This window comes from Desulfogranum mediterraneum DSM 13871 (assembly GCF_000429965.1).
GTDB lineage: Bacteria > Desulfobacterota > Desulfobulbia > Desulfobulbales > Desulfobulbaceae > Desulfogranum > Desulfogranum mediterraneum.
The window spans coordinates 329101-355483 of record NZ_AUCW01000004.1 but is presented as its reverse complement, the minus strand read 5'-3'; the positions used below and the strand labels follow the sequence as shown (position 1 = coordinate 355483).

Below are 26383 nucleotides of genomic sequence, written 5' to 3'. Positions count from 1 at the left end.
TGGGTGCTCAGCGATGAATTCGAACAGTTCTGGGATCTCAAAGATCAAGCAGCTGCCAAGGAATTCCTCGGCAACTGGTGCAAGACGGCAAACAGGAGCCGCCTGGAGCCTATCAAGAAGTTTGTTAAAACAGTCAAAAAGCACGAGCAGCGGCTGACACCATTCGTAGAGCTTGGCCTCACTAATGCCATCGCCGAGGGGCTCAACAGAATCATCAAAATCGTCAAAAACAGGGCCAGTGGATTTCGGAATCTGGAGGCCTTCTCAGACATGATTTTCCTGACCGTCGGGGACCTGGATATTCCTGGGCAAATTCCGCCAGGTTTCCGGACACTATAAATGTGCTGTCAAAACATGGGGCCACCGGCTGTGGCGGGAATTACCTCGTTGGGAGATTCGAATATAGCCGAAAAAAAAACCGTTCAATCGCCCTGTTAGGTTGTTGGAAAAGCATGGTGTCCCTGGAGGACTTCAGGGTATCTTTTCCAGCGCCTGATCCAGCCAGTCATAGATATGATTGGCCGAGACAGCCAAGGCCCCCATCTGACAATGTGCTTCCGCAGCCTCTTTTGCGCTAAAAAGCAAAAAGGTCTTTGGAGATTGGAGGCGATCGTAGAAGCGTCTGAAACGTTCATACCCCATGAAATGATCCCTTCTGCTTCCCACACAGAGGGTGTTGGTCCTGATCTGGCTGATCTCCTCTCTCATTCTGTATTGGGACCAGTGCAGCAGGAAATCCGCAGGCGATCTGGTGTTGGTGGAGAACATCCCGTTTTCAATAAACCAGCGAAAACCAAGATCTTTGGCCATGGCCTGTTTGAGGTAGAGGTTGCTCTGTTCCGGACTGTGCTCCAGTTCGGACAATAGAGATCGGTCCTGGACATAAAGGTCATCGGATCCCGGATTGGCTACCAGGGCTGCAAGCCGGTGCTCAAAGGCAGCGGCCCTGGGGGCAAGATAGCCGCCCATACTGATACCCATGAGGGCAATTCTCTGTTGGTCCACCTCCTTTCGGGTGAGCAGATAGTTGACCACCGGGGTAACGACATGTTCCCAGTCCGGTCGAAAGTAGAGCTGCTGCTCACGTAGGGCGCCGCCCTGGCCGGGCCCTTCAAAGAGCAAGGCATTATACCCCCGTGCCAGTGCAAAAACAGCCCTGGTGAAGTAGAGTTCTTCTGCAGTGCCGTCAAATCCGGTCTGGATGATTACGGTCTTCCGCGGCTTTAAGGACGCGTCCGGCTGTAAAAAATAACCGGGCAGTGTTGTGTTTTCATAGGGTATTGCGACGACTTCCACCGGATGGGGCATGAGTGGTGCCGCCCTGCGAAAGGCATCGCGGCTCAAGCGCCAGGTTTCCACTATTCGTGGGTCTTCACGATTTCCATGGAGAAAGAATTCGCTGGTCCGGTAGTAGTTACAGGCCCTTTGGAAATTCTCTCTGGCGCTTACCCTGTGGCCCGAACCTAGGGCGATCTCGGCCTGTTGATAGATGCGGTCTGCAAGGGCACGCCAATGCGTATACCAGGATTCGTCATCACCAGGTCGTATCTTCCGAGCCGTGGCCAGGCACTCGTTGATATCTGCTCCACCGGACAAGGTGACACCCAGTGTCCTTTGGAGCTCAAAATCATAGGTTGGGTTGTCAAAAACGACCTTCAACCGCGTTGTCTCAGCTTCCCCGGTTCTTGCCCCGATGGCACCGGGAAAAAAGAGGGAGTTGAAAAACAGGCAGAGTCCTACCCAGACGACAAAGCTCTTTGCGGAATGTCTCGTCATAACTCCAATACTCATTATCAACTCCTATAAGTGGAAGGTGTGGCAGGCATTTGAAAAGCATGCCGACATCAAATATTCCTTTTGCCATGGAGGGCGAGCATGCCCAGGGTGTTCTGTGGAGAGCTCTCCATCTCCCTTCGCCCGGCACAAGCTGTTTCCCGCTACTTCCTGCTACTTCCCGCCACCTCTTCGCCACCATCTGTCACACCGCCTTTGGCGGGGACGCCTGGGGCCTGGTGTCAGGGTGGCGAGAGCTTTTGCTGTACCTGGCAAGACTCTTCCTGGCTGCTGGTCTTGTCGTGATCCGGAACATCTTTGGCTTGGTCTGTCAGTGCTGCTCCGGTCTGCTCGTCTTCAACACAGTAGTCGGAAGAGCTGTCCATGCCGGTATGACCGCACCAGCTCTCCTCTGCCCAATCCTTTTCATGGATGTTGTTCATTGCGGCTGCTCCTGTTTGCTTTTCTTCTTGCTGGGTGTGTGTTCTCACCCTATCCCATGGTGTAGCGGCTTAATATTCCGGAGATATAAAAAAAACGGGAAAACCGTACCGAGATTGTTCGCCGTTAAGCCCTGATAGCCTGTTCCCCCTGTCTGCTGTACGGCCAGCCACTTTCTGAGCGGGGGATCGAGCTCCCCTGTGCCCTGGATACTGTTCTGACTGCAATCAGGACACCATCCAGGCGGGATGACTACAATGTGGTTGTTGTTTTTACTTTTAAATCAACGAGCTAAAGACTTACCATCGGCAGAAGGTAAATTCAAGGACCCCAGATCCGGAAAAAGGTGAAGGGCAGGATCTGCCTGCCGGAGATTGGGGGGAGGAGGGTGCGGCTCTTTCTGCTCTCGGCGGGAAGCTTCTATGGGGCAAATCACCTGCTCGGCATCAGGTGAGCAGGCTGTATTTTGGGGCTCTGTTTTGATAAGGGGTATCGCTGGGCAGAGACAGTGGATTGCCCCTCCCCTTAATAACACGAATTTGTTGTCGAAGCTAAGATGAGAGCTCAAAGAGTGGCAGCGTAGGAGCGGAAGCGAAACTCTATCCCCTCAAAGAAAAAGACCGCCTTCTGTTAAGAGAGCGGTCTGTGAAAAAAGATTATTAAAATTAACATTTATACTTATTTTCTGCGTCTTCGTCCTGCAGCGGCCAGGCCGGCAAGGCCCGTTCCCAGGAGAAGAATGGTGTTGGGTTCCGGGACCGGGCTGTCGGCGATGTATTCGCTGGTGCTCCAGCTAACGTCGTCGTAGTCGCTCCCGCCTATGAACAACACATACGAGCTGCCGGCAATCCACAGGGCATCGCCAGAAGAGGTTGTAAGGGAATCCCCTCCACCACCGGTTACGGTCCATTCGCCACCAGTAAAGCTAAAATGAGTCACCCCGGTATCACTCGGCACATCTGCAGGGGTGATTGAAACCCCTCCGATCGGATCAAGCCAACTGTAATCATGGTACTGCGAGGCAACCAGGCTCGTCTCTGTGCCGAAGATCGTGTCGTCGACAACAAACCACCCTAGTTCGCCGCTTGCAAAGGAATCTGCAGTTATCTGGAGAAGGGTAGCATTTGCCATCCCGCTGATTCCCAAAAATAACAATCCCGTTGCCAATCCCGCTAAAAGTTTCTTTTTCATTGTTCCACCTTTATCTGTTGGAGTTAACGAGCAGTTAAAGATGTTTTGCAAGCTCTGTTCCAGTAGAGTTGTTGGTGGTTCTCATTCTCAACTCTAGGGGGTGTTTCGATAAAGGCAGCTGCGCTCATGGTGCCAGGTTTCCTTATTCCATATTCTCGGAAAGTAAATACAACTTTCCGAAATAAATTGCGTGAGGCACAGTTGGGGGTGAGAGGAAAGAATGTGTTTTCTTCCAATTGCTGTTTTGTGATGAGCAAATGTTCAGAAATATCGAGGAGATATCCCTTGTGAATTTGTCCCGTGTCTTGATCTTGATCGAAAATAGAATTTCTTAGAGTCCCCTCAAGTCTGAACTAAGCTGTTTTAAGCCGGCGAGCGACAATCAACCTCTGGCAATGGTCCTTGTAGGTAATGTGTAATATTCCGGCAGCATAGAGCCTGTTTCGTTTTTCTGTAAATAGGGACAGCAAATTTTTCTGCAACCTTTGTCAGCTTGTCCGGCGTAATGCCACCCACCCCCTGATCGGGGATCGAGGGGGGCTCCTTGGATACCCTTCTGACGGCAATCGGACACCATTCAAGCGGGGTGACTGTAATGTGGCTGCTGTTTCAAACAACCGTGGTTTGAACGTAGTCAAGGGCTGCTTAGAAAAATGGTGAAGGGGCGAACCGCTCTGTTGGTAGCTCCTTGGTGAAAACCACGTTTTTGGATCGGGTGCGATGGAACCGTGGCCTGTTCGCTGATACATGGCCCCTGAGGCCCTCTCGTCGGAGTTGCCGAGCAGGGCCTTAGGGAGTTGTGGCTGTTGAAGAGAGGTATTGTCTCTCTGTAGGCAGCAGGTATCAAAACAGCTGAGGCCGGGTGTCTCGCCGCCGGATAATAAGGTAGGATCCGGTTCCGGTCCTTGCGCTATCCTTCACTTTTCCGCACCTTGCAGGGGAAGCCCCGCATGTGTACAGAACCACTTACCTTGTCGGTAAAATCGGTGTCAAAGAGCAGGTTAACATTTGCACCTCTGGCAGAGTAGACATCAGCTCCGGAGTGACCAAGCTCAGGGCAGGCCTGCCACCAGCCATGTTGGGTGCAGACGACGTCCGCGGCAATACTCCGGCTCAGCCGAGCTTGCAGGAGGATTTCTCCGTGTACTGTTGATAACGAGACCGTGTCTCCTACGCCAATTCCGAGAGATTCTGCCTTGTCATGATTGATCTCCAGAAAGGGCTGGGGGTGTTTTTTTCTTAAAAAAGGCAGGGCCCGGTGTTGCGATTGGCAGAACTCGCGCAGTTTTGCAGTGATCAAGAGAAAGGGGAACTCTTCGCTGCTGATGCCCGCATCGCTAAAGGCCGTGATCGGATCGTTCCACTCGGGCAGAGGGGCCTGGCCAATGTCTTTGAGCGGCTGTGAAAACAACTCAACTCGGCCGGTACTGCTGCTGAAGCCGTTTTCCCGGTACTTCTGATAGGCGACCGGTCCCTGGATAAACACGCCGCCCTCTTTTTCTTTGAGGGTATCGAGGGATATCTCCACATCGATCAGCATCTCCTCAAAGGCCGCTTCAAGGCTTCCGTGCCAGAAGGTATCGGAGAAGCCGAGTCGTTTGGCTATTTCAAAAATAATCCAGAGTTCATCTCTGCTTTCCCCGCGTGGGGCAGCAACAGGTTCGCGCCACTGTATCACCCATTTGTTTTTCTGAAATGCCAAGGGAGCACCAATTCTTCCCGTCTCCCAGAAACTGGCCGAGGGCAATACTATGTCTGCCAATTCCGCCGTAGGGTTCAGAAAATGGTCGATATGGACATGAAAGTCGAGCTGCTTCAAAGCTGCCGACGTCCTTTTACTGTCAGGGTTTGCCGATACCGTGTTCGCACCGAAGACCATCAACCCTTTCACCGGGTATGGGTCGCCCTTTTCGATTGCCTTGCATATCAAGTGCGGAGGAACCGACATGATCGTTCCGGCAGGTCCAAGCGGATGTTCGGCAATGGCCATGTTTTTCATGAACATCTCTGGTGTTACAAATTCAAAGCCAAAGGGGTATTTCAGTGGTGGCAGGAAGGAGTTGATATGGTTGCCTCCCTGACGGTCATAGTCCCCGGTCAGTGCGTAGAACAGGCATATGGCCCGGTTGGTTTGGGTTGCGTTGATGTTTTGCTCCACCCCATTGAACGAATACCAGCAGCAAGGGCTGTTTTCGACGATCAGGCGAACCGTGTTGATAAGGTCTTCGGCCGGTATCGTGGTTTTTTGTTCTACATAAGCTGGCGTATATTGTGCCACCGATTTCTTGAGAGCACTGAAGACGGTTTCACACCATACTGTCTCTCCATCCAACAGGGACACCTTGACGCTCCCTTCAAGCTCCGGCGAAAAATCAAGCTTCTTTCCCGGAATATAGTGTTCGACCCGGCCTGTTCTCGGGGAGATGACCGCAAAGGTGTTGTCGCCATTGTCTGAGTGGTTGAAGGCGGACACCCTGAGCAGGTCTCCTGTATCGGCTCGAAGCAATAATGGTGCGTTGGTCCAGTTGCTGACAAAATCGGCATCATACAACTCCTGTTCCAGCATCAGGTGAATCATGCCCAGGGCCAGGGCCCCGTCTGAGCCTGGTCTGACCTGGAGCCATGAGTCTGCCTTGGCTGCGATTTTTGTGCGGCGGGGGTCAACCACAATGAGTTTGGCCTTTCTTTTCAACGCTGAGTTGATCTGTTGATTATATGCATTGAAGGTGTTTGCCGGGTTGTGTCCCCATATCAGCATGCAGTGGCTATGGGTAAAGTCGGGCCATCCTGCGGTAAAGTCATCGCCTGGTTTTCCGTAGGTCAAGGCAGAGCCGTTGTCCCTATGCCAATTGCAGATATGGGTGGTGGTCATGTGGTTGGGGCTGCCGTAGATATTTGCCAGCCGACGGACAAAAGAGGTTATCTCCCATACAGGGGAGGAGACGTTGGTCTGGGAGAAGACAAATGCCTCAGCGCCATGTTCTTCTTTGATCTGTGCCATCTGCCGGGCAACGGTATCCAGGGCCTCGTTCCAGCTTATCCGTTCCCAGCCCGGATCACCCGCGCCTTTGGGCGTTGTCCGCTTGAGGGGATATCTCAGCCTCTGTTTGCTAGACACCAATTCCGGCCCGGCAAATCCCTTGGGGCAAAGGGGGCGGTGGAATCTGTGCTCTTTGTCTGCACTGATTCCAACGAACTCGCCATCGACGAGATGGGCTACAACCGGGCAGTTGCTGAAGCATTGGGCGCAGTATGTGCGTACTGTCTCCACCTTTGAATCGATAGGTTTTTCATGGGTCTTCATTGAATAGCCTCCCTGCAGTATCTACATTGTGATTTTGAAATGCCACGCTCAGTTTGAGCTCAGCTTGAGCAGTGGTCAGAGCCTCACTCGGCCTCATCCCGATCAACGATGTCCCCACCCTCTCTCTGTCTGTCAGGAGTAGGAGTGAGCGCGGGTAGGGATGTCGCCAGCTGCTCTGCTCCGGCTAAGCCTGGAGGACGCTGTTTTTCCCAGGTGTCTGCTTCGATGGATATGGCCTCGCGCTGTGAAGGTCGAGATTGGCATTTTGGTCCGGGTTGGAACACTCCCCTCCACCCAGCCGCCTATTCAACGATCTTCGCTGGCTGTCCCGCTTACCCCCATCCTTCTGTTGTTTTTATCCTTGTGGCATTGGGCTGGTGCGGCCCTGACTCTATCTGAAAACGGGTTCATGCACTCTCCTTGGCTAGAGGTCTACCCTTGTTTTTGGAACTTGTCAATCATGTTGACAATATGACATGCCGGTTGCCAAATCCGTTTGCTTGTGATATGTTCCTGATATGAAATATGCAGACGGCGAAATGATCCACAGGTTGTTCCAGGCTTTACAGGGAGCGTACAGGGAGTTGGAGGGTGTCGAGGAGACTGTGCACCGATCCAGCGGCTTGACCAGTGCGCAGAGCAAGAATATCTCGCATCTGCTCCTGGGCGGGCCCATGACGATTTCAGACCTGGCTTTCGAGCGGGGGGTCTCGCGTCAGTCTGTTCAAGTCGCAGTGAGCGCCTTGGTAGAGAGCGGTTATGTACGTTTTGAAAACAATCCCAGACATAAGCGCGCCAAACTCATACAGGTAACAGAGTTGGGCCGCTCTCGGTTCGGTGTCGCGCAGCGGCTTGAATATGAAATTCTTCAGAACGCATTCCCGGATCTGGCTGCCGCAGACGCAGATGCGGCAATTCGGGTGCTACAGCTGCTTCGAGAAAAGTTGTCGAAGTTACAGAAGCCTACGTTGTAAAGAGGGCCTCATCTGTTCCATTGTTATCTTTGAAGCGCGGAATAGAGTACAGTTTGGTTCTGCCACCCCCTTGGCATACCGGTCAGGTAGCCTGCCTGCGTCTCTCCTAACTCTTTAAGGCAAATTTTCTGAAAGCTGAGCCGTGGTGTTGCCCTGGGGTGGTGGTGTGGCCCTGGGGCCCGTTGGTCCTGCCTTGGTTGTTTAAGTAGCTGATAAAGTGATATTGAAACCAGCTTTTGTTATTTCTGATATGAATCCAAAAGGTTGGTTTAGTCCGAGCCAGGACTGACCCTGCCGACAAAGACAACTCTGTCTGCTCTCCTCCTGAGAGCGTATCGTTTTTTATTTATTTCAATTTGAGTTTATTTTTTGAAGGCTGTACCATTTGTTATGTTGCAACAGTCTTTTCGGCCCCGTTTGAGGCTATCTTTTAGCGTCGCTTTCCTCGTCTGAAAAATGTTTAGGAGTTGTGAACTTTGTCCTTGTTCTGTTGCGGATGGGGTATGGAGAGTAGCGGAACTCCAGGATGTCAGCTCTGGATCAGTAATCGATTCGTAAGAAAAACAGGGAGCTGGCTTTGTAGAGACTTCATTTTTAGTACTAAACTGGAAATTCAAAAGTAGGATACATGGCAAGATAACAGTCCACCTAAACCGCATGGAGTAAAAGATCATGATCAGTCTAAAAAAAATGACGATTGGCAAGCAATTGATCCTTACAGGGGTAGCTACAACTATGCTGGCTGCCCTGATGCTTACTGGCCTTGCCTTATGGCAGGGCAATCAGGTGGTACAAATCTCTGAGGCTGAAACCCTGCAACTTGCTAAAGACCAGCAGGAAAGCATCGTCAAGGGCATTATTGCCATGCTTGCCAGTCAACAGGAAGTGCTGAATGAAAAGGTGGGCTCTGATTTAAATGTGGCGCGGGAAGTGCTGGAGCAGACCGGGACGGTACGATTGGGTGAAGAGACGGTGGCCTGGCAGGCGATCAACCAGTTCACCCGGGCCCGGACCACAGAGCGTTTGCCAAAAATGATGGTAGGTGACATCTGGATGGGCCAGAATGCCGAGATATCGCTGCCCTCCCCTGTGGTGGATAAGGTTCGAGAACTGGTTGGCGGCACCTGCACCATATTTCAACGGATGAATGAACAGGGCGACATGCTCCGCGTTGCCACCAACGTGGAAACATTGGACAAGAAGCGGGCTATCGGTACCTACATTCCGGTCAAGAATGGTGACGGCAGCTCCAACAGGGTGCTGCAGAAGGTTCTCGCCGGGGAACGCTACCTGGGGCGGGCCTTTGTGGTCAACAGGTGGTATGTCACGGCCTATGAACCGATCCATGATACAGCTGGAAAGATCATAGGTGTCCTCTATGCGGGTATACCCGAGGAAAGCGTTACAAGTCTCCGACGGGAGATCCTGAATACCAAGGTGGGCCAGACCGGGTATGTCTATGTTCTTAATCCCAAGGGGCAGTATATTATCTCCCGTAAGGGGCAGCGGGACGGCGAAGACATCTGGGATGCCAGGGATGGTGCCGGCACCCTCTTTATCCAGGATCTCGTCAAACGAGCCATGGCTCTGGAGCCAGGCGAGTTTGCCGAGGTGCAGTATCCTTGGCAGAATCCAGGTGACTCTCAGCTCCGTCAGAAGACGGTTGCTGTCGGCTATTTTGCGCCTTGGCAATGGATTGTCTGTGCCGGTACCTGGGATGATGAGATCTTTCAACCTGTCCGCGTGATCCAGCTTGCCAACAGTCGCAGTCGAATGATCATGCTCTCTGTGCTGGGAGCGTCGTTGATTGGCGTGACCCTGTCATGGCTGGTCCTCTCCCGGGGGCTCATTCGGCCGATCAAAGACTGTATCGGCTTTACCGAACTCCTGACCCAGGGGGATTTTTCCAAGGACATTCCCGAGGATTTCCGCCAGCGGGGCGATGAAATGGGCGATTTGGCGCGTTCCTATCACACCATGGTGAACAATATCCGTGAAATGCTGAAGGGCATGGTAGAGAGCACCCAATCCCTGAGCTCCGCCTCCACTGATTTGACTGCGGTCTCGAGCCAGTTGTCCTCGGTGGCCCAGGATACCTTTGGTAAGTCATCCACGGTTGCCGCGGCCTCAGGGGAGATGAACAGCAGCTTTCAGTCAATATCCGCGGCCATGGAGGAGTCAACCAGCAATGTTAACATGATCGCCTCCTCCACCGAGGAGATGACAGCGACCGTCAATGACATTGCCGAGAGCACCGAGCAGGCGCGGGTGATCGCCGACAGTGCGGTCCAGCAGTCCCAGTCAACCGCGGTCAAGATGGCGAATCTGGGAGAATCTGCGACTAAGATAGGCCGGGTGACAGAGACGATTACCGAGATATCAGAACAGACCAATCTGCTGGCCTTGAACGCCACCATAGAGGCGGCGCGAGCCGGTGAGGCGGGTAAGGGCTTTGCAGTGGTCGCCAATGAAATCAAGGAACTTGCTCGGCAAACGGCGGCTGCCACCATTGACATCAAAGATCAGATCAGTGATATGCAGGACACCACCGCAAGCACGGTTGAAGATATAGAAAAAATATCTGCTGTGATTGTTGATATCAATAATGTCATCAACGGCATAGCTACTGCGGTGGAGGAACAGTCGGCCGCCTCCGGTGAAATTGCCGCCAATATTTCCCAGACTTCCCAGGGGATAGCTGAGGTCAACGATAATGTGGCCCAGAACACAGTCGTTATTGCTCATACCACCCGTGATATTGATGGGATCAACGAGCACTCAAATCAGGTGAAAGAGGGAAGCCACCATGTGCAACAGAATGCCGAGGAACTCGCCGTGCTGGCAGCTCAGTTAGAGGCTCTGGTGCAACGATTTAAAATATAGGAAGGTGGAACCATTGTTTTCTGATCCGGAAGCTCGGGAACAGGAGACAGGGGGCGCGTCCCCTAGAAAAGGGCTCTCCGAATCTTCCAAGGCCAGGCTCCTGGATCGAGCAGCCAGGGAGGTCGAGATCATTTGTCGCGGGGATGGGCCAAGGCCTTGTTCGTCGGAACGGACACATCAAGCCTTGAAACCAGCGGCGACAGCGACTGGTCAGGCCTTTGGGAGATTCGGAGAGAGCCGGAGGTACTGGGAAACCACGCCACGCGCGATGCGTATCTGGGAGGCCGGCCCGACAGGTCGAAGCGCATCCGGGGGTCCGGTCGGATGAGCAGCAGGGGCTGCTGGAGTTTGGTGTCAGAGCGGTTCATCCTGCTCTTTGTTTGCCCTTGTCCCCAGTCACCGGGGCAAGCATGCGGCAATGGTCTGAAGTCGGCTCCATGCCCCCCCCCCTGTTTTTTGGTCCTGACCGGGATCGGCTCATTCCGGTGCTGTGGGCCGCTATCCCTCAGCCTGCCGCTTTGGTGGCAACCACCAGAAAATGTTTTGCCAGCTCGGAGTAGCTGTGCACCTCGCTCAACCCTGCCTCCTGTAGCTGTTGAGCCACCTCTTGGGCAGTGCAGCGGATATTGGCCGGCGGTCCCTGGGCCATCTCCTCTTTTTTCCAATCCACAACAAACAGCCTGCCGCCCGGACGCAGCAAACGCTTTGCCTCGTTCAGTGTCAGGGCGGAATGGTCCAGTTCATGGTGAAGGCAGATCATGAAGACCAGGTCCGCGATTTCGTCTGCCAGGGGGATGGCCTCGTCCTTGGTCAGGACAGGGATGATCTCGGGGTGGTCGGGGACCAGTTGCTCTCTCATCCAGTCGAGCATCGGCTCAGAAATCTCACAGGCATAGAGCTGTGCGGCCTGGGTTGCTTGAAGGAAGGCTATACTGAAGAAACCGGTCCCTGCGCCGATCTCAACCAGGACCTCAGGTTGTACCAGGTTAAGCCGTTCCAGGACATAAGCCGGAGGAATATCGACCAGCCTTTGGGGATTGTTGAGTTTTTCGAGTTTTTTGGGGTCAAACTTTTTTTCTGTCAAGGTCTATCACCTTCAGGCTCGGCGGCCGGGGAGCAAGGGGGATCGCTCGGCCGCGCTATGGATGGATTTACTGGCGGGTGGGGATGCAATATACCAGGCAGTAAATAAAACTCTTCAGCTAAAGGGGCAAGGTGTTGTTCTCCTTTTTCCCGGCCCCAGGAGAGCATGGGGGGCAGGCGGCTCGGTGGAACTCGATTGAGGGGCAGTGGCCTGTTTGGCTCTGACTCGCCATTCCTCGGTGCTGAAGGCGTACTGCTTGCTCTGCCAGAAGGAGGCGATGCCGATATCGTAGCCATAGGTCAAGGTGATCCGGATCAGGTCTTTGAGCTCCGCCTCCCCATGGCTTGAGAGAATAATATCTGCTATCTCTGCTGCAAGTGGTTCATTGTCGGTCGTATTCTTGTCCAGGTAAACCTGGCAGCTTATATAGGTGGTGGTTGCTGGAGTGCCACTGAAGGGGGTAAAGGTGGTTTGTCCGTTACTGATAGAGGCGTGTGTCACCGGAGCAAGGGTCTCTGCCCGGGCTTGTACTTCAAGGAGTTGGGCGAACTGATCCCGTTGAGCTAATCTGGCGGTGAGATAAGGGAGTGCCAGCGAAGCGATGACCAAGATTCCGCAGATAGCATAGTGGACGGGCCAGACGGTCTTGGCAGGGGTATCGCTGTGCCCCTCTTTTTTCACAACATAGCTGCCGACAAGCAGGTCATGTAGGGATTGGCGGGTACGACGGTTAAAGATCAGGAGATAGACGATGGAAAAGCCGAGGCCAAAAACAGACAGGGAGAGGAGGTAGATCCAGCCGCTGTGGAGCGCATTGCCGCTTAGCCGTGCCCCGTTAAGAAAATACGGGATTCCAATGATCAGATAGCGAAGCAGGCTTTGGGGGATCGAAAGGGAGTGGGCATGGCGAGCGAGGACCTTGATCCCAAGCAATCGTTTACCAAGAGTCTGGCCATTGGTCAGGTGGCTGTTGCCCAGGCCGAAATAGAGACCCGCCAGGATAAAGCCAAAGCCCCTGCCCCAGGCCCCGAGAGCGGCCAGTTGCTCGGTTAGAAAGAGCCCGAGCAAGACGCCGCCTGCACCTAAGATGAGGCCATCGATGGAAAAAGCTCCGATCCTCCGCCAAAATCCGCAAATCTCAAAGTTCATGATGATCTTTCCTGTTTATCCTTGCCACTTAAAAGCGGCAACTCCTCAGGCTCAAAGGAGAGACACTCGCCTCCCCGTGGTCATGGGGCCAGGGCGGCGTAGAGGAAGCTGCAAAAGAGGTTACACTGTCTGGGGGCAACCAGCAGAATGGTCACCGGAACTCTTCTTAAAGAACTCCGGTGAGCGGCGGCTTAGTTGGTCACTGTGGCGATGCGTGCCCGGACCGGGATGTTCTTGGAGTGCAGCCCCGGGACCTGGCCGTGGAGGTCGAACTGCAGCTTCACCCCTGGTCGGAAGATCAGGGTATGGGTGGAGCCGCCAAAGTGGAAGGTGCCCAGCGGGTCTCCCTTGCGCACATGCTGCCCCGCAAAGACGGTGATCTCGTTGGAGGAGACCTCGGCCATGCCCACAAACATCACCGCCATCAAGCCGATCTCCGGATTGTCGGCCTGGATGAAGATCAGACCCCTGGAGGCCACCTGGGTAATATAGCCCTGGGAGTTGTTGGGGCCTGCCGGGTCATAGCCTTCGGACAGGGCCTCGGCATAGTAGGAGCCGTCAATCAGGCGGGTCTTGACGATCCGTCCGCTCACAGGGCTGTGCCAGCGGTGGTAACTGAGGGCACTGAGGAAGGCCTGGTAGACCGTGCCTCCGGCAAACTGTTCGGCCAGCGGATCTTGAGCGAGCATGTGTTGCAATGAATAGGGCTGCGCCTTGATCCAGAACCGGTCCCTAAGCTTCACCCCGCTCCGGATCCTGTAGGGGGCGGATTCACAGGCATTGGCGATGACCGCATCATCTTCAGGGCCGGCCAGCGGCCGCCGACCCGGCCGGAACTGCCTGGTGAAGAAGTCGTCCCAGGAGGAAAAGCCGTGAAAGGGGGCAGCGGGATCGCAGATAAAGTCCTCCTCAAAGCCAGGCATCGCCGCCTTGGCATCGCGCCCGAACCAGCCGTTTTCGGGATGGTCGTTTAAGACATAGCGGGACTCTGCGGAGCCCAGAAAGACGGCCCACTGGTTCAGGATCTTTTTCAGTTGGCGGTTCACCTTGTCGTTCAAAAAGACGGTGGTTCCGGCAGGGGTGGCCATGGGGCGGTCCAGGATGGCATTGATGGGAAAGCCGACCAGGCCGGTCTGGTTGAAGGCAGGCGCCATGGTCAACAGGCGGTTCATGACCTGGAGCATCTGCCGGTAGTCGCGGATCTGGGGCCTGCCGCTGGGGTCATGGCTGGAGGAGGGGGGGGCTACCACTTGGGCAAACATCTGGTTAAACAGCATGTAGAGCTCCGGGTCTTCTTCGATGAGTTCCTTGAATTCCTGAATAACAGGCAAGAGGGGGGCGTCAGGGGTGGCGGTTCCCTGGACCACCTTGCTCAGCCACTGATCAAAGAAGGCCTGATCCGTGGGCAGCCACGGGCCGACCAGGTAGGGTGCCGATGTTTCCGCTGGTGCAGCAGCTGCCGCCTGCTGGCCTGGAAAGATCCAGCCAAGGCTCAGTGTTACGGCGGTGAGAAGAATAAGGATTTTCTTTTTCATGTCGTCTGCCTCCGGAGAGTTTCGTCTGCTAGGGTGCTTGGAAGGTGCCTGGGTTTCTTCATCACGGGCTCGGGCAGCCGGGCCGCTGGGGCCTCTGTCGATGCCCTTCATGGGAATCGTTGTGCTCTTCCCTGGTGCAGATGGCCTTGCCCTTTATCCTTTCAGCCCTTGTTTTTTTAACTCTTTTTTTGTTTCAGTGGGAACGGTTGTCATTTATGGGGGATCCTTCCCGGGTTTACGCTGTTATCCAGCCCCTCGCTGGGCAACCTTGTTGAGTTTGGTGGGCGGATATTCTGTTTTCTGAAAGATGGTATTGGGGGGAGCTGGAGATATTCAAGGTTCCCTTACCTACCCGAGAAGATACTACCCTTATAGCACTAATCCCGGAGCAGAGAAAAGGAAACCTGGGCTCATCGCTGCTTCGCTTTTCATGCATGAATCCCGGGGGCAAGGCATGATAGTCGAGGGGAAGTCGAGGGAAGAGCGAGGGAAAGGCGAGCTTTGTTTCAGCCTTTACCCTTCTTCTCTGCTGTTCAACAACCTGGTTTCCCGATGGGCCTCCGGCGATTGGGCTCCTTGGATAATCTGCTGCCTGCGCCAGATGATGGGTTCAGCTGGGAATGGTACCGGCTGTCCTCTGTTTTAAATGATGAATCAGTGGCTTGTCTCTGTGGGGCTGGCTGTGGGCAAGCCCCTGGTTTTCTCTTGGCTGCGGGAGTGATCGTTGTTGGGCCTTGGGGGCATGACTGCTGTGCGGTGGCTCCTGCTTTTTTTCTGATAATAGTCTTTGCCAATTGATTCCTTTGGGGGTACAGCTGTGTATATGCACAAAATTAACTGGTGAGGGCTGCAGCATCGTGGCTTAGGGGCTGAAATGGTCCGGCTGCCATAGGGGCTGCCTCCTCCTATTTTGTGGACAACGATAACAACTCAAGGTCTAGGAGGTTTGGCTATGGAAAAGGAACAAGCTCGGGTACCGGAACAGGGAAACCCTGAAAATGAGCAGGCAGGGGGACGGCAGCAGCAACCGGGAAATCCCGCCTGTAATGGCGGAGGCGGCAGGGGGCTGGGCCGGGGCGGCGGACAGGGACGCCGGGACGGTAGCGGCGGCGGTAAGGGCCGGGGCGGTGGTGGCTTTGGCGGTCGCCGGAGATGACCCTTCCTTAACCCGGGTCGTTAAAGAGGTGGGATTTCCCCTGATTGGCGCTGGTCGTAGGCCGCGGGATGTCCCTCTGCAAACCAACCAAGAGGAGGCAGGGTCTCAGCTATGAGCAACTACACCATTCATCCCATGGTGGTGGGGAGCAAGGTCTTTGACAAGTCCATGATGACCTACCAGCATGGTCAGGGAGTGCGTTATACGATCCCCATCTATGCCTGGTACATCAAGGGCGGGGATGAGCATATCCTGGTGGATACCGGCGAGATCAGCCCGATCCAGTCCGAGGCCAGGGAGCAGGCCATCGGCGGTAGGATCTACACCCTGGAACAGGGCCTGGCCAGGTTCGGTCTCAGCCCGGAGGATATCGATATCGTCATCCACACCCATCTGCACAACGATCACTGTGAAAATGACTACAAGTGCAGCAGGGCCAGGATCTATGTCCACGAAAAGGAGCTCAACCGCATCCACGACCCCCATCCCCTGGATTTCCGCTACCTGGAGGACTACATCCTGGAGGTGGAGGAGCGGGGGCAGCTCCGGGTCATGAGCGGCGATACCCAGGTGGTGCCCGGGATTCGCTGTCTCCATACCCCGGTGCATACCGACGGCGGCATGAGTGTGGCCATCGACACGGCCCGGGGGAGGGCGGTGATCACCGGTTTCTGCGTGATCCGGGAGAACTTTGAGCCGCCCAGGGAGATCCGGGCCATGGAGATGGAGGTGATTCCCCCCGGCACCCTGGTCAATGCCTCTGAGGCCTATGATATCATGCTCAAGATCAGGGAGATGGCCGATATCCTCCTGCCCCTCCATGAACCGGCCTTTGCTGCCCTGGATAGCATTCCCTGAGTGGTGCCAGGTCCGTTGAATTTTGGGGATCCTGGATCTGGCAGCAGGGAGATGGCTACAGGCTGATCCGCTCCCCCGGCATCAGCCGGGAATCCAAAGAACTCCGAGTCAATGCAGGGGGGCCTCTGCTGCGACGGTTTTAAGGGCTGCAGCCCCGGCCAAGCTGCCCGTTGATACACTCGATCACCCCGGGGAGCTCCTCCATGGTGTCGATCACCTGGTGGGCCCCGGCCCGGAGCAGTTTTTCTCTGGCAGCGGCCACCAGGGCCTGCCGTTCCGCTGTAGGGGTACGGGCAAACTCCTCGGCCGAGAGCCCGGTCTCGTTGCCGGTGGCCGCCACCCCGATGCTCCAGACACCGGCATTGAGCCCGGACTCCACGTCCACCACCGTGTCCCCCACATTGACCACCGCTGCGGCCGGATGGATGTTGAGCTCCTCCATGATCCGGTAGATCAACCAGGGCGCAGGTCTGCCCACCGCGACCTCGCTTGAGGAGATGGCAACATCGGGTCTGTAGCCCTGGACGGCGGCAGCCGCTGCCACGGTATCGGCAGCCTCCCTGAAGTAGCCGGTGGAGGCCCCTATCCGAATTCCCTGCTCGCGCAGGCTGGCGATGGCCTCGCTGACCCCCGGGATCAGCTGGGAGTGGTCAGGCAGGATGCGCAGCAGCAGGGGGACAAAGTCGTCAAACATTTCATCGATGTCCTCTCCGCTCACCGGGCGCCCATACTGCGCCTCCCAGGCGCGGGCCACCTCGTCCATCTCGGTGATGGCCCGGATATGGGCCCGTTTTTCCCTGCCCATGGGTTCGCGGGCCTGGGCCATGCTGATCTCGATCCCTTTTTGGCGAAAGCCCTCGGCAAAGGCGACAATGGGTGCCTGGCAGCCGAAATCCACCGTGGTGCCGGCCCAGTCAAAGACCACCAGCTGAACCCTGCCGTGATAGCTTCTGGTGTAGTTGTAGTCCATGGTCTTTTACTCCTCTCTCGATATCTCGTCGCTCCGATGGTTGCAGAGCCTGATGGCATCTGTTCGCTTGTTGATAGTGATGGGAGATCCGCAGCCGACAGCTGTGTTGCTGCGGGGCCCCTGCCGCTTCCCTTTTCCGGATAACTCAGCTGCTGATGGGGCTCGCTGTCTGGGGTCAGGGTTTAATTGGTCTATACCAATTTAAGGTGGTGGCAGGGTACCCATTGGAGTTGCTGATGTCAAAGGAAATTGCGGGCAGCAGGGGGGGGCGGTGTGTCGGGGGCAATCCGGGCGGCTGGGACTCAGTCGCTGCTGGTGCTGAGGAGGAACCTGAAGCGGTCGCCACGGTAGAGGTCCTTGGCATACTCCACCGCTCGGTCGTCCTGGTCAAAGGATACCCGTCGTTCCAGGAGCAGCGGTGTCCCGGTCGGGATCTGCAACAGCCCTGCCTCATATGCAGAGGCGGCAACCGCCTCGATGGACTGTTCCGCCCGCTGAATCCGGACATCGTAGTGGGCCTCCAGCTGGGCATAGACCGAGGTGTCGGTGAGCTCAAGCTGCTCGAATCCCGGAAAAAAGGCTGTGGGCAGGTAAAATTTCTCCAGCATGCTGGGCTGGTGGTTGAGCAGGCGAAGCCGATGGCAGTAGTAGAGTTCCGAGGAGACCGGCAGCCGTAGCCTGGCGGCCAGGGAACTCGTGGCCGGCCGTTGCTCGCTGAGTACCACCTCTGCTCCAGGGTTCAGGCCGTTCTTCTCCATGCCTGCGGTAAAGGGGTTCAAGCGGCTGGTGGTCCGTTCGATCTTGGCCTGGGCGATATAGTTTCCCGAGCCCTGGCGTCGCTCCACCAGCCCTTCGGCGGTGAGGATCTGCAGGGCCTGGCGCAGGGTCATTCGGGTCACGCCCAGAGATGCACTGAGCTGGCGCTCCGCAGGGAGGCGGGTCCCGGGGGCCAGTTCGCCGGATTCGATCTGTTCGCTCAGTCCTTCGGCGATCTGTATATAGAGGGGCAGTGCCTCGCTGCTGCGGTTCATCTCGGCTGGGGAGGGATGGGTAGCTTGATGATGCTCTGCCGTTGGCTCAAGGCTTCCACCTGGCCACCTTCTCTGGAGAAGCGTGTTTACATCCCCTGGAGGACACGCCCCAGGAGGCTGGAAAAGGTTTCGATCTCTTCGCCCGAGAGGCTGTGGCAAATCTCGTGGGTAAAGGATCTGTGGAAGCGGTGGTGCTCCTCAAACATGGCCTTGCCCTGATCGGTGAGCACCACCAGGTACGATCTCCGGTCGGTTTCATGTGGCTTCCGCGCCACCAGCTGGAGTTTCTCCAGCTTGTCCACCCCCACGGTGAGGGTGCCGGTGGTCACCCCCAACCGTTCTGCCAGTTCCTTCATCCGCAGGTTCTGCTGGTGGCCGATGACCTCGATGGTATGCATCTGGGCAGGGGAGAGGCCGCTCTCCTTGACCACCGAGTGTTCCCATGAAGAAATCTTATCGTAAAACTCGATTAACTGGTGTGAAAGGTGCTCGATGGACATGATGGTCGCTTCTCCTGGATTACACGGTTACGGTCTGGAGCAGACCATACCCGGAAAAGACCAGAATGACAAACCCTGCCAGCCGCATGATCAGTGGTTCGACCCAATCTTTTTGCAGGGATGCCGCCATGGTGGTGGCCTTGAAGATCAGGAAGATCACCCCGCCCACGGCAAGGGCGGTGGAGAGGGCATAGCTCCCGAAGACCAGGAGCGCGGTGAGGACGCTGCCCGAACGGAGGGCATAACCATACATCACCGCAGCAGTGGGGCAGGGGACGATCATGTTGATAAAACCGATGACAAAGAGTATCAGCGGCAGGGATTTTCTGTTGGGGGTCAGCGCCTTGAACCCTGTTTTGATTCTGCTGAGTAAACCCGCAGGGTGGTGCTGCAGATGATGGTCATCATGGTGATGATGGTGGTGGTCGTGGTGATGGCAACCGTGCCCATGGTCGTGCCCATGGTCGTGATTGTGGAGGATCTGGGGCCGGTAGAGCAGCAGCAGGCCGATGATGATCAGGAGCACCGAGGTAACGGACTCCACCCAGAGACCAAGGGAAACCGGCAGCAGTTGGGATACCGCGCCCAGGGTAGCGCCCAGGGCCAGGCAGGCCAGGGCGGTTCCGGTGACAAAGGTGGTGGTGAGCAGGGTGACCCGCTGGCCGTTGCGTTCCCCGGATACAAAGGGCGCCAGCACCAGCCAGGAGTGGCCGCAGGGGTTGACGCCATGGAGAAGGCCCAGCAGAAAGCTGGACTGGATGGCTGCCGCCAGCAAGGTTTGTAGTTCCATGATCTTGATCTCCTCTTCTGAGACTCGCCTTTCGGCAAGGGGTAGTGGTTCTGATCCTGCCAGGGATCCTGTTTGTTCAGCTCTCCAGAGATATTCAGTCAGCTTAAGACTGGTGCAAGGATACAGGATCTGTTTCGTCTGTCAAGAAGTTTGACGGGCGAGATACTTGAGCGGCAAAATAGGAAGCAGGGAAAAAGTCTGCCACATGGTGGTATTTTGTTGACGGAAGGCAAGGTTTAAAGTTAGGGTGCCTGAACTTTAAGAGGGGCGTTTAACTGTGCGGCTCGTTGTGACCGTGCCTTGTAGCTCTACATTATTTGAGGAGAAGAATATGTTATCCCGTTTATTAATGGTCCTGTTATTGATGGGGGTTATCTTCCCTGCGGTTGGTTCGGCAGGGGGGCAGGAGATTGTGGTCTATTCTGCCCGCAAGGAGCATCTGATCAAGCCTCTGTTTGATCGATATACCCAGAAGACCGGGGTCGAGATCAAGTACATCACCGGCAAGGCAGGAGCCCTGTTGGAGCGTTTGAAGGCGGAGGGGGAGAACACTCCGGCTGATCTCTTTATCACCGTCGATGCCGGCAACCTCTGGCGTGCCGCCCGGGTGGGTGTACTCCAGCCGGTGGCCTCCAAGGTGCTGGCGGAAAATGTTCCGGCCCATCTCCGTGATCCGGGCCAGAACTGGTTTGGCCTCTCTGTGCGTGCCAGAACCCTGGTCTACAACACCAGGGCCGGAGTGCTCGATAGATTGAGCACTTACGAGGCGCTGGCAGATCCTGCCTGGAAGGGCAAGCTGGTGCTGCGGACCTCGAAAAAGGTCTACAACCAGTCCCTGGTGGCCTCCCTGATTGCCGACCATGGTCCCCAGGAGGCGGAAAACATGGTCGCCGGCTGGGTTGCCAACCTGGCCGCTGATCCCTTTGCCAACGATACCAAGGCACTCGAGGCCGTGGCCGCAGGCATTGGCGATGTGACCATCGTCAACACCTATTACTTTGGGCGTCTGCTCAAGAAACAGCCTGATCTCCCCTTGGCTATTTTCTGGCCCAATCAGGGGAGCAGCGGGGTCCATGTCAACGTCTCCGGAGCTGGCATCACCGCCCATGCCAAACATAGGCAGGCGGCTCTCCAACTCCTGGAGTGGCTCTCCGGAACCGAGGCCCAGCAGCAGTTTGCCGCTCTGAACATGGAGTATCCGGTGAATGCCCAGGTGGAGGTCGACCCCCTGGTCAAGGAGTGGGGCGGTTTTGTTGCCAACCCGATGAATGTCGCCCGCTACGGCGAACTCCAGGCCGAGGCCATCAAGTTGATGGATCGGGTCAACTATAAGTGATGCGCTCAACCCGGGTAAGGTCGACGACAACACGCCTGCAACAGCCAGGGGGGCGGTCATGGGCATGATGGCCAGGAAGATGCAGCGGTCCTTCTTCTCTTGCCTGAATCGCTGGCAGCTGGCGGCCGCTCTGTTGGCCGGGGTGGTGCTGCTGCCCCTGGCGGTGATCCTCGGTTCGGTCTTCCGGCCGGACCGGGAGATCTGGATGCACCTGGCCGGGACCATGCTGCCAAGCCTGCTGCTCAATACCTTCTGGCTGAGCAGTGGCGTGCTGGCAGGGACCGCCCTGCTGGGGGTATCCCTTGGCTGGCTCACCGGCGGTTGTTCCTTTCCCGGGCGCTCCTTTTTCTCCTGGGCCCTGACCCTGCCCATGGCGATTCCCGCCTATGTGATGGCCTTTATCTTTGTGGGGCTGATGGATTTCAGCGGACCGCTCCAGACCGGCTTACGCACCCTTCCCGGTTGGGAGCGGACCATCATCGAGGTGCGGAGCACTCCCTTTGTGGTGCTGGTGCTCAGCCTGAGCCTCTATCCTTATGTCTACCTCTTGAGCCGCACCGCCTTCCTGGGTCAGGGCAGAGTCCTGATGGAGGCAGCCCGGACCCTGGGGAGCTCCCCTTGGAGTGCCTTCTGGCGAGTGAGCCTGCCTATGGCCCGACCCTGGATTGTCAGTGGTCTGGCCCTGGTCCTGATGGAGACCCTGGCCGATTTTGGGGCAGTGTCGATTTTCAACTACGATACCTTTACCACGGCCATCTATAAGGCCTGGTTCGGCTTCTTCTCGCTCCAGGCTGCAGCGCAGCTCGCCTCGGTGCTGGTGGTCTTTGCCCTGCTCCTGGTGGTGGTCGAGGCCTCGTACCGTTCCAGGATGCGTTACTATGAAGGAGCCAAGAGCGGCGGGGTGCATGGTCGGGTCCGTCTGAGCGGAATCCCGGCCCTGGCAGCCAGCTGCTACTGTGCCCTGGTGGTGGCCCTGGCCTTTGTGGTGCCCCTTGTACAGCTTGGCCTCTGGGTGTTGGAATCGGCCGGGGCAGGGAGCCTGCCTCGTTACAGCTCCCAGTCGATGCAGACCCTCTGCCTGGGTGCCGGCGGGGCCCTGCTGACCTGCGGAGCCGCTCTGTTGCTCAGTTATGCCAAGCGGCGCTCACCCACTCGCGCCAACCTGTTGCTCTGCAAGGTCTCCACCATCGGTTACGCCCTGCCCGGTACCGTCTTGGCCGTGGGTATTTTTTTGCCCATTGCCTGGATCGACCAGACCATCCAGGGGATATTGCTGGGCATATTCAGCCTGAAAAGCGGGCCTCTGCTCCAGGGAACGCTGCTGGTGATGTTGATGGCCTATATGGTCCGCTTTCTGGCCGCAGCTTTCGGGGCCGTGGACAGCGCCATGCAGGCCATCCATCCCAGCCTGGATGAGGCAGCAGCCCTGGCCAAGGTCCAGGGGAGCCGCCTCATCTGGCTGGTCCATCTCCCCCTCTTGAAGAGGGGTTTGTTGACTGCAGCCATCCTGGTGATGGTGGATATCGTCAAGGAGATGCCCATCACCCTGATGACCCGGCCCTTTGGCTGGGATACCCTGGCAATAAAAATCTATGAACTGACCAGTGAAGGCGAGTGGGAGCGGGCCGCCCTACCGGGGCTCTATCTGGTCCTGGCCTCCATTGTGCCGGTAATCCTGCTCATTCGTCAGACGGAGAAATGATCATGTCAGACCAGAAATCCCTGTTGCAGCTAGAGGGGGTCTGTAAATCCTTTGGCCCCAACCTGGTCGCCGCAGAGGTAAGCTTTTCCCTGGAAAAGGGTGAGATCGGCTGCCTGCTCGGGCCAAGCGGCTGCGGCAAGACCACCCTGCTGCGGGTGGTTGCCGGTTTTGAGTCCATTGATCAGGGGAGGGTGATCATCGACGGGACCACGGTCTCGACCGCGACGAGTCATCTTGCCCCGGAGAAGCGGACCATTGGCATGGTTTTTCAGGACTATGCCCTCTTCCCTCACCTCAGTGTGGCGGATAATGTCGCCTTCGGCATCCGTAACCGGCCCGGCCGACAGCGGCGGCGCAAGGTGGCCGAACTCCTGGAGTTGGTGGGCTTGGCTGGGCAGAGCGGCAGGTATCCCCATGAGATCTCGGGCGGTCAGCAGCAGCGGGTCGCCCTGGCCAGGGCCCTGGCGCCCGAGCCGGAGTTGCTGCTCCTGGATGAACCCTTCTCCAACCTGGACGCCCTTCTGCGGGAACGGTTGACCGTTGAGGTGCGCGATATCCTAAAGAGTCTCCAGACCACGGCCCTGCTGGTTACCCACAACCAGCACGAGGCCTTTTCAGTGGCCGACTCCATTGGGGTGATGTTTGCAGGGGCGATCCAGCAGTGGGACCGGGCCCATGACATCTATCACCGGCCGGCGAGCCTTGCGGTGGCCACCTTTGTCGGCGACGGCACCTTGATCTCAGGAACCGTTGAGGGGCCGGGCACGGTCCGCTGTGGGCTGGGAGTCCTCCGTGGCGACCTCTCCCTGCCTTGCAGCTCGGGATCTGGGGTGGATCTGCTGCTACGCCCCGAAGACGTGCTCCACGTGGAGGATGCCGAGATCCAGGCCAGGGTCGTGCACAAATCCTTCCGTGGCCCCACCATCCTCTATCAGCTGGAGTTGACTTCCGGTGAGCAGTGCCAGGCCCTGGTCTCCAGCCATCATAATCATGGTATCGGTCAGTGGATCGGTATCGTTGCCGAGGTTGACAACCTGGTGATCTTTCCCCAGGAGCCTGCCTGAGCAGGGAAGACCAGGGATCCCCGGGGATCTCTGCTCCTCCCTGCTTGTCCCCTCCCGGCTCTCTCCAGCCCTTGTCAGGGGCTGCCCCCTTCATTTTTTCGGCAATAGTGCCCTCCCCTTTGGACCTGGTTCTTCTCTTCTGGTGCGTCCCTGGGGATGATCTCTGTTGCAGTGTGGCTCCAGGAGGAGTATGAAAGCGGGATCATGAATGCTCGGACTCTCCCCCGTTGTTGGCCATCGCCGGCAATGGCACGATCAGGAGGAGCCGATGGCTGCGACCTATAGCTTTCAGGAGCGTCTGGGCCATCGATTCCGTAAACAGCAGTCCTTCTCCCTTGAGGTCTCGCCACTCTATGCCCGTTTAAACGGCATGGTCGCGGGCTGGCTTACAGAGGCTGATCACCCTGTCAGCCGCTGGCTGGTTGCAGCTAGCAGGGGACGCAGTTCCTTTGAGGTGCCCATGCTCCTCATGGCCGGGGTGCACCGGCTGGTGCTGGCCGGACGACCAGAGGCAGGAGCCTTGGCCGGCTTCTTTCCCACAGCAGGCGGTCGTTTTTCCGCTGGCGGCGATGGAGCTGAGCTGGAGTCGCTCTTCAGCCGGACCATCCTTGATGCAGCCGAGGAGCTGACCCGCTTTATCAGCACTGCCACGGTCCAGACCAACGAGACCGGTCGGGGCCTCTGCTGGCTGGTGCCCCTGGCCTCTCTCCCCTGGGAGCAGGTCCGCCTGGTGGAGCTGGGGGCCAGTGCCGGTTTGAATCTCTTGGCAGACCAGCGCCATTACCAGCTGCGGGACATCCGCTCAGGCCAGACCTTTGCGGCCCTGGGCCGGGGGCAGGCTCCCCAGTTTCAGGTGGCCTGCTCTTCTGCCCCGGGCAACTGGGTCGGCCAGGAGCGGCTGCCGCAGATCAGCTCCCGCCTGGGATGTGATCTCGCCCCCTGGCCGCTCTCCAGCCGCGAGGACGAACTCTCCCTGGCAGCCTTTATCTGGGGCGATCAGGTGGAGCGGCTGGCCCGCCTGGAGGAGGGCATCCAGGCCTTTCGCCGATTCCAGGGCCGGCAGGGTGGGTTGAGGGTCTTGCCGGCGGATCTGCCCCGAGAGCTGACCCCTTTTCTGGAGGAACAGCTCCCTGCAGAGCCCTCCTGCCCGGTGGTGCTCTATGCCAGTTACCTGAGCCGCTATCTGGCCGATAAGGGGGCCTCCCTCCGGCCGCTGATCGCGGCTTGGGCCGGTAAGCACGCAACCGAGGTTCTCTGGCTGCAGCTGGATATTGCCCCGGCCGGCCCGGCTGGGCTGCGGCCGCCGCAGCTGGGCTGGCTGCTCTGGCAGGCCGACCTCTGGCAGCAGGGGCGCCATCACCACTGGGACCTGGGCTGGTGCCATCCCCATGGGAGCACGGTTTGGTGGTTGCCGGGGATGGAGCAGTGGCTCAGTTTCTGGACAACAGCGTGAATCAGCGGGGATCTTGAACCATGCACCCTTTGCAGGCGCCCTCGATTTTACTGAGACCAGGCTGGCATGAATAGGTGCTTTTTCTTCCAATCTCTGTGTCATGGCGAAAATTATATCCTCGGAATATCCAATAGATGCCTGGGGTACACTTTTCTTCATGCCTTGGTCTGGATCGAAAAATCTCATTTTTCCAAGTAGCCACAAGATAAACAAACAGCAGGGCCTCTCTGGCTCGTACAGCTCTTTTTGGTAGGAATATCGTTATGCACACCCAGGTCTTGGCCGTCAACCGGCTCTCCCGGCAACAGCTCCTTGGCTGGACAGCGGTCTTTGGTTCGGCCTTCTGTTTTTATCTGGCCACCCTGATCATCCGCTGGTCCCAGCCCTATGTGGCCATTGACACCTCCTTCTTTGTCTTCAGCCGTTTTCTCCTGGGCTTTGTGGCGGTCTGTCTGACCATGGCCTGGAAAAGAGAGCCCCTTCGGCCCAGCCGCTACCACTATCTTCTGGGCAGGACCGTGGCCAACTGCATCGCGGTCTTCTGCTTTTACAAGGCCGTGGAGGTGGCCTCGGTGGCCGAGGCCAACATCCTCAACATGACCTACCCCCTCTTTGTGGCCCTGTTCTCCTGGGTCCTGATCCGGGAGCAGCGCGACGGCGTGGCCGTGGGCATCGTGCTGATCGCCTTTGTCGGGGTCTGGATGGTTCTTGCCCCTTCGGGGGCGGCCTCCGGAGTGGGTACCGGCCTGCATAATATCTGGGGGTTCACCTCCGGTTTTACCGCGGCCTTTGCCATTATCTATCTCAACCTCAGCAGGAAATACCACTCTTCCCAGACCATTCTCTTCTTCATGTTCGGCCTGGGCGCCCTGATCATGGCCCTGCTCTTTCACCGCTCCCTGTTTCTGCCCAATCCAAGGGAACTCTTTTTTCTGTTCAGCTGTTCGGTTGCCGGGGTGGCAGGGCAATACCTGCTCACCTACGGTTTCCTCTATGTCACGGCCGTGGAGGGGGCGGTGATCTCCTCGACCCGTATCCTCCTGGCAGCCATTCTGGGTCCGCTCCTGGTAGCGGACCCCATGCTCTCCCTCAGCGGTTGGTTCGGTGCCCTCCTGATCTTCAGTGCCAACGTGAGCCTGGCCCGGCGCCGGGCCAGGCTTGCACATTGAGGCGGGCAAGGGATCAGGGT

At 57.0% G+C, this 26383-nt stretch carries 21 protein-coding genes; 10 read left to right on the top strand and 11 right to left on the bottom strand.

Annotation, left to right across the window (positions count from 1 at the left end):
• Positions 1–339, top strand: a 339-nt coding sequence (locus G494_RS21655) for a transposase (RefSeq protein ID WP_161629928.1), incomplete at its 5' end; no start/stop codon positions are given.
• Positions 340–471: 132 nt separating this feature from the next.
• On the opposite strand, the gene G494_RS0103105 is transcribed toward G494_RS21655, so the two are convergent.
• The 4 genes from G494_RS0103105 to G494_RS0103085 all read right to left on the bottom strand — a co-directional run bounded on the left by G494_RS0103105 (position 472) and on the right by G494_RS0103085 (position 6709).
• Positions 472–1776: an alpha/beta hydrolase family protein gene (locus G494_RS0103105; RefSeq protein WP_028583358.1), complete on the bottom strand. Its 1305-nt coding sequence runs from the start codon at positions 1774–1776 to the stop codon at positions 472–474.
• Positions 1777–2015: 239 nt separating this feature from the next.
• The gene (locus G494_RS0103100) at positions 2016–2216 is read right to left on the bottom strand and encodes a hypothetical protein (RefSeq protein WP_028583357.1); all 201 of its coding nucleotides are present in this window, start codon (positions 2214–2216) and stop codon (positions 2016–2018) included.
• A gap of 676 nt (positions 2217–2892) precedes the next feature.
• A complete protein-coding gene (locus tag G494_RS27535) occupies positions 2893–3405 on the bottom strand; it encodes a PEP-CTERM sorting domain-containing protein (protein ID WP_028583356.1) in 513 nt (170 codons plus the stop codon).
• Between the two features lie 910 nt (positions 3406–4315).
• A complete protein-coding gene (locus G494_RS0103085; protein ID WP_028583355.1) occupies positions 4316–6709 on the bottom strand; it encodes a molybdopterin-containing oxidoreductase family protein in 2394 nt (797 codons plus the stop codon).
• 518 nt (positions 6710–7227) lie between these two features.
• On the opposite strand from G494_RS0103085, the gene G494_RS21650 reads away from it, so the two are divergent.
• Positions 7228–7683 (top strand): MarR family winged helix-turn-helix transcriptional regulator, encoded by a 456-nt coding sequence (locus tag G494_RS21650; RefSeq protein WP_084456326.1) that lies wholly within the window; start codon positions 7228–7230, stop codon positions 7681–7683.
• A gap of 786 nt (positions 7684–8469) precedes the next feature.
• Positions 8470–10566, top strand: a complete 2097-nt coding sequence (locus tag G494_RS25035; RefSeq protein WP_161629927.1) for a methyl-accepting chemotaxis protein — start codon at positions 8470–8472, stop codon at positions 10564–10566.
• Positions 10567–11071: 505 nt separating this feature from the next.
• Here the strand turns inward: G494_RS25035 and G494_RS0103070 are convergent.
• From G494_RS0103070 to G494_RS0103060, 3 genes are all read right to left on the bottom strand, one after another.
• Positions 11072–11650: a class I SAM-dependent methyltransferase gene (locus tag G494_RS0103070; RefSeq protein WP_028583354.1), complete on the bottom strand. Its 579-nt coding sequence runs from the start codon at positions 11648–11650 to the stop codon at positions 11072–11074.
• A gap of 114 nt (positions 11651–11764) precedes the next feature.
• On the bottom strand, positions 11765–12799 hold the full coding sequence (locus tag G494_RS21640) for an RDD family protein (protein WP_051305320.1): 1035 nt from the start codon (positions 12797–12799) through the stop codon (positions 11765–11767).
• A gap of 191 nt (positions 12800–12990) precedes the next feature.
• Entirely contained in the window at positions 12991–14334 is a 1344-nt protein-coding gene (locus G494_RS0103060) for a phosphatidylserine decarboxylase family protein (protein WP_028583353.1), read from the bottom strand.
• 952 nt (positions 14335–15286) lie between these two features.
• Between G494_RS0103060 and G494_RS26595 the strand changes: the two genes are divergently transcribed.
• Positions 15287–15490 carry a hypothetical protein gene (locus tag G494_RS26595; protein WP_153305740.1) on the top strand — a complete coding sequence of 68 codons (204 nt, stop codon included), beginning with the start codon at positions 15287–15289 and terminating at the stop codon, positions 15488–15490.
• Positions 15491–15601: 111 nt separating this feature from the next.
• Positions 15602–16348 carry an N-acyl homoserine lactonase family protein gene (locus G494_RS0103050; protein ID WP_028583351.1) on the top strand — a complete coding sequence of 249 codons (747 nt, stop codon included), beginning with the start codon at positions 15602–15604 and terminating at the stop codon, positions 16346–16348.
• 139 nt (positions 16349–16487) lie between these two features.
• Here G494_RS0103050 and phnX read toward each other — a convergent pair whose 3' ends face one another.
• The 4 genes from phnX to G494_RS0103030 all read right to left on the bottom strand — a co-directional run bounded on the left by phnX (position 16488) and on the right by G494_RS0103030 (position 19639).
• Entirely contained in the window at positions 16488–17318 is an 831-nt protein-coding gene (gene phnX, locus G494_RS0103045; protein ID WP_028583350.1) for a phosphonoacetaldehyde hydrolase, read from the bottom strand.
• Positions 17319–17620: 302 nt separating this feature from the next.
• Positions 17621–18349, bottom strand: coding sequence for a GntR family transcriptional regulator (locus tag G494_RS0103040; RefSeq protein WP_028583349.1), 729 nt, complete (start codon positions 18347–18349; stop codon positions 17621–17623).
• Positions 18350–18435: 86 nt separating this feature from the next.
• Positions 18436–18849: a MarR family winged helix-turn-helix transcriptional regulator gene (locus G494_RS0103035; RefSeq protein WP_028583348.1), complete on the bottom strand. Its 414-nt coding sequence runs from the start codon at positions 18847–18849 to the stop codon at positions 18436–18438.
• A gap of 19 nt (positions 18850–18868) precedes the next feature.
• On the bottom strand, positions 18869–19639 hold the full coding sequence (locus G494_RS0103030) for an urease accessory protein UreH domain-containing protein (RefSeq protein WP_028583347.1): 771 nt from the start codon (positions 19637–19639) through the stop codon (positions 18869–18871).
• Between the two features lie 331 nt (positions 19640–19970).
• On the opposite strand from G494_RS0103030, the gene G494_RS0103025 reads away from it, so the two are divergent.
• The 5 genes from G494_RS0103025 (at position 19971) to G494_RS0103005 (ending at position 26363) form a co-directional block, all read left to right on the top strand.
• The gene (locus tag G494_RS0103025) at positions 19971–20975 is read left to right on the top strand and encodes an extracellular solute-binding protein (RefSeq protein ID WP_028583346.1); all 1005 of its coding nucleotides are present in this window, start codon (positions 19971–19973) and stop codon (positions 20973–20975) included.
• A gap of 58 nt (positions 20976–21033) precedes the next feature.
• Positions 21034–22677, top strand: coding sequence for an ABC transporter permease (locus G494_RS0103020; RefSeq protein ID WP_232362464.1), 1644 nt, complete (start codon positions 21034–21036; stop codon positions 22675–22677).
• A gap of 2 nt (positions 22678–22679) precedes the next feature.
• Positions 22680–23741: an ABC transporter ATP-binding protein gene (locus G494_RS0103015; RefSeq protein WP_035245202.1), complete on the top strand. Its 1062-nt coding sequence runs from the start codon at positions 22680–22682 to the stop codon at positions 23739–23741.
• Positions 23742–24009: 268 nt separating this feature from the next.
• The gene (locus G494_RS0103010) at positions 24010–25194 is read left to right on the top strand and encodes a DUF2332 domain-containing protein (RefSeq protein WP_028583343.1); all 1185 of its coding nucleotides are present in this window, start codon (positions 24010–24012) and stop codon (positions 25192–25194) included.
• 263 nt (positions 25195–25457) lie between these two features.
• Complete coding sequence (locus G494_RS0103005; RefSeq protein WP_035245200.1) at positions 25458–26363, top strand: DMT family transporter; 906 nt, start codon at positions 25458–25460, stop codon at positions 26361–26363.
• The last annotated feature ends 20 nt before the right edge of the window (positions 26364–26383 follow it).

Bases quoted from the DNA above. Each gene is read 5' to 3' on its own strand.
- G494_RS21640 (WP_051305320.1), bottom strand. From the start codon at position 12,799: ATGAACTTTGAGATTTGCGGATTTTGGCGGAGGATCGGAGCTTTTTCC.
- G494_RS0103010 (WP_028583343.1), top strand. From the start codon at position 24,010: ATGGCTGCGACCTATAGCTTTCAGGAGCGTCTGGGCCATCGATTCCGT.
- G494_RS0103035 (WP_028583348.1), bottom strand. From the start codon at position 18,849: ATGTCCATCGAGCACCTTTCACACCAGTTAATCGAGTTTTACGATAAG.
- G494_RS21650 (WP_084456326.1), top strand. From the start codon at position 7,228: ATGAAATATGCAGACGGCGAAATGATCCACAGGTTGTTCCAGGCTTTA.
- G494_RS0103100 (WP_028583357.1), bottom strand. From the start codon at position 2,216: ATGAACAACATCCATGAAAAGGATTGGGCAGAGGAGAGCTGGTGCGGT.
- G494_RS0103060 (WP_028583353.1), bottom strand. From the start codon at position 14,334: ATGAAAAAGAAAATCCTTATTCTTCTCACCGCCGTAACACTGAGCCTT.
- G494_RS0103020 (WP_232362464.1), top strand. From the start codon at position 21,034: ATGGGCATGATGGCCAGGAAGATGCAGCGGTCCTTCTTCTCTTGCCTG.
- G494_RS0103015 (WP_035245202.1), top strand. From the start codon at position 22,680: ATGTCAGACCAGAAATCCCTGTTGCAGCTAGAGGGGGTCTGTAAATCC.
- G494_RS0103085 (WP_028583355.1), bottom strand. From the start codon at position 6,709: ATGAAGACCCATGAAAAACCTATCGATTCAAAGGTGGAGACAGTACGC.
- G494_RS0103005 (WP_035245200.1), top strand. From the start codon at position 25,458: ATGCACACCCAGGTCTTGGCCGTCAACCGGCTCTCCCGGCAACAGCTC.
- phnX (WP_028583350.1), bottom strand. From the start codon at position 17,318: ATGGACTACAACTACACCAGAAGCTATCACGGCAGGGTTCAGCTGGTG.
- G494_RS26595 (WP_153305740.1), top strand. From the start codon at position 15,287: ATGGAAAAGGAACAAGCTCGGGTACCGGAACAGGGAAACCCTGAAAAT.
- G494_RS0103025 (WP_028583346.1), top strand. From the start codon at position 19,971: ATGTTATCCCGTTTATTAATGGTCCTGTTATTGATGGGGGTTATCTTC.
- G494_RS0103030 (WP_028583347.1), bottom strand. From the start codon at position 19,639: ATGGAACTACAAACCTTGCTGGCGGCAGCCATCCAGTCCAGCTTTCTG.
- G494_RS27535 (WP_028583356.1), bottom strand. From the start codon at position 3,405: ATGAAAAAGAAACTTTTAGCGGGATTGGCAACGGGATTGTTATTTTTG.
- G494_RS0103050 (WP_028583351.1), top strand. From the start codon at position 15,602: ATGAGCAACTACACCATTCATCCCATGGTGGTGGGGAGCAAGGTCTTT.
- G494_RS0103040 (WP_028583349.1), bottom strand. From the start codon at position 18,349: ATGAACCGCAGCAGCGAGGCACTGCCCCTCTATATACAGATCGCCGAA.
- G494_RS0103105 (WP_028583358.1), bottom strand. From the start codon at position 1,776: ATGACGAGACATTCCGCAAAGAGCTTTGTCGTCTGGGTAGGACTCTGC.